The sequence below is a fragment of the Pandoraea horticolens genome, from assembly GCF_902459555.1.
Lineage (GTDB): Bacteria > Pseudomonadota > Gammaproteobacteria > Burkholderiales > Burkholderiaceae > Pandoraea > Pandoraea horticolens.
This window is the reverse complement of record NZ_CABPSM010000048.1, coordinates 1-1,981: the sequence shown is the minus strand read 5'-3', so window position 1 is coordinate 1,981 and position 1,981 is coordinate 1. Positions and strand designations below refer to the sequence as shown.

Genomic DNA, 1,981 nt, shown 5'->3' with positions numbered 1-1,981 from the left:
CCTGGCCACACCGTCGAGCCCACCCGCAGCCTCAATCCCCGCCTGGCCGAGGGCCTTCCACGTCTGCAACATGGCGTCGGTGATCTTCGCTTTCTCGCCCGGGTTGAGCCGGTCTTCGCCGTGCTGGGTCAAGCGGCCGTCGGCACGCAGGTAATTTCGCAGTACTGCTGCGGGGACATTGTCCCGCCGGGCCACACCGTCGAGCCCCCCGGCGGCCTTAATCCCCGTCTGGCCGAGGGCCTTCCATGTCTGCAACATGGCCTCGGTGATCTTCGCTTTCCCGCCCGGATTGAGCCGATCTTCGCCGAGCGGGGTCAGGCGGCCGTCGGCACGCAGGTAATTTCTCAATGCTGTCACCGGGACATTGTCCCGCCGGGCCACACCGTTGAGCCCACCCGCGGCCTTAATTCCCGCCTGACCGAGGGTCTTCCACGTCCGCAGCATGGCGTTGGTGATCGTCGTTTTCCCGCCCGGATTGAGCCGATCTTCGCCGCGCTGGGTCAGGCTGCCGTCCGCACGCAGGTAATTTTTCAGTGCCGCTGCGGGGACATTGTCCCGCCTGGCCACACCGTCGAGCCCACCGGCGGCCTTAATTCCCGCCTGGTCGAGGGCTTTCCACGTCCGCAACATGGCGTCGGTGATCGTCGCTTTCCCGCCCGACACGCCAGTTTCTTGGCGAGGGATTTTGGCCAGGGGCGGCATGAGAACAGCATCCTTTTCACTGCTTGCGTCTTGTGGTGCTGAACGCTTTTCCGATCCGTTGTTCGAGGTGACTTCCGGTGTTGCGGGGGAAATCGGTCGTTGGGCCGAGCTCGACGGCATGCCGGACCGCCCATCGGCCTGATGCACCACGTGCACATTGGCGGCCAGCGCAGTCGGCGGCCGTGCATTTTGTCGAGGCTGCGCCGACGTAGACGCAGTCACTGGGGGCCGGGGGCGCGTGGCTCCAATGCTGGAAACTCGATCCATGGCTTCAGAGGATAGAAATTCTTGTGGTTGCGATTGACTGTCGCACGGTCTTGCCATCCGCGCTTGCACGAATCGCTCAGTGCGCGCCAGCCTTGCGGAGGAGCCGATTCTCGCCGAGCGGGGTCAGGCTGCCGTCGGCACGCAGGTATTTTCTCAGTGCCGCAGCCGAGACATCGCCCCGCCTGGCTACACCGTCGAGCCCACCCGCAGCCTTAATCCCCGCCTGGCCGAGGGCCTTTCACGTCCGCAACATGGCGCCAGTGATCTTCACTTTCCCGCCCGGATTGAGCCGGTTTTCGCCGCGTTGGGTCAGGCGGCCGTCTGCGCGAAGGTAATTTTTCAGTGCCGCAACCGGGACATTGTCCCGCCTGGCCACACCGTCGAGCCCACCGGCGGCCTTAATCCCCACCTGGCCGAGGGCCTTCCAGGTCCGCAACATGGCGTCGGTGATCGTCGCTTTCCCGCCCGGATTGAGCCGGTCTTCGCCGTACTGGCTCAAGCTGCCGTCGGCACGCAGGTAAGTTCTCAGTGTTGCAGCCAGGACATTGTCCCGCTTGGCCACACCGTCGAGCCCACCCGCGGCCTCAATCTCCGCCTGACCGAGGGCATTCCACGTCTGCAACATGGCGTCGGTGACCTTCGCTTTCTCGCCCGAGGCGAGTCGGTCCTCGCCGCGCTGGGTCAGGCGGCCGTCTGCACGCAGGTAATTTTTCAGTGCTGCAGCCCGGACATTGTCCCGCTTGGCCACACTTTCGAGCCCCCCGGCGGCCTCAATCCCCGCCTGGCCGAGGGCCTTCCACGTGTGCAACATGGCGTTGGTAATTTCCATTTTCCCGCCCGGGTTGAGCCGGTCTTCGCCGAACTGGGTCAGGTGGCCGTCGGCACGCAGGTAAGTTCTCAGTGCTGCCACCGGGACATTGTCTCGCCTGGCCACACCGTTGAGCCCACCCGCGGCCTCAATCCCTGCCTGGCCGAGGGCCTTCCACGTCTGCAGCATGGCGTCGGTGATCGT

Annotated in this window: 2 protein-coding genes; both read right to left on the bottom strand. The window is 65.0% G+C overall.

The window, feature by feature from the left end:
* Positions 1-702: hypothetical protein (locus PHO31112_RS26960; protein ID WP_150624794.1), on the bottom strand; the 702-nt coding region annotated here is incomplete at its 3' end.
* A gap of 505 nt (positions 703-1,207) precedes the next feature.
* Positions 1,208-1,981: hypothetical protein (locus PHO31112_RS27340; protein WP_174995917.1), on the bottom strand; the 774-nt coding region annotated here is incomplete at its 5' end.